Here is a 450-nt window from a genome sequence, read left to right as displayed (position 1 = left end):
GATAATATCAACTCTACTTTAGCCCTAGTTAAAGCAACATAAAAAAGTCTTCTGTCCTCTTCTAAATCTAAACTTTTATCATTGGGGAAGTTATCAGATGATATATCAACAACAAAAACATACGGAAACTCTAGCCCCTTGGATGTATGGACGGTCATTAATTTAACGCCTTTTTTATTCATTTTTCCCTGCCTATCTTCTGATGAATATTCCAAAAGAATCTCTTCCAGAAACTTTTCAAGTGGCTTTTCTTCCTTATCGTACAATGCCAATCTTTTAACTAGCACATCAATATAACTTTCAAGAGCATTTTCTTCATCCTCATCTTCCATCTCTCTTAAATGTTTAATTATTGAAGTATATTCCCCCTTCTTCATATTCTAATAATATAGAAAAAAGATTTGAAAATGTTAAATCATTAATTTCTTCAATTTTGTCATTATTCATAAG

1 protein-coding gene is annotated in these 450 nt (G+C 30.4%); it reads right to left on the bottom strand.

Going from position 1 to position 450, the window contains the following annotated elements:
• The coding region (locus SK224_RS16720; protein ID WP_320435770.1) for a 3'-5' exonuclease at window positions 1-377 on the bottom strand (377 nt) is incomplete at its 3' end.
• Window positions 378-450 lie beyond the last annotated feature (73 nt).

The organism is Microbacterium sp. BG28 (assembly GCF_034044005.1).
Taxonomy (GTDB): Bacteria; Actinomycetota; Actinomycetes; order Actinomycetales; family Microbacteriaceae; genus Microbacterium.
The sequence above is the reverse complement of the archived record's forward strand: the minus strand, read 5'-3'. Positions and strand labels throughout refer to the sequence as shown.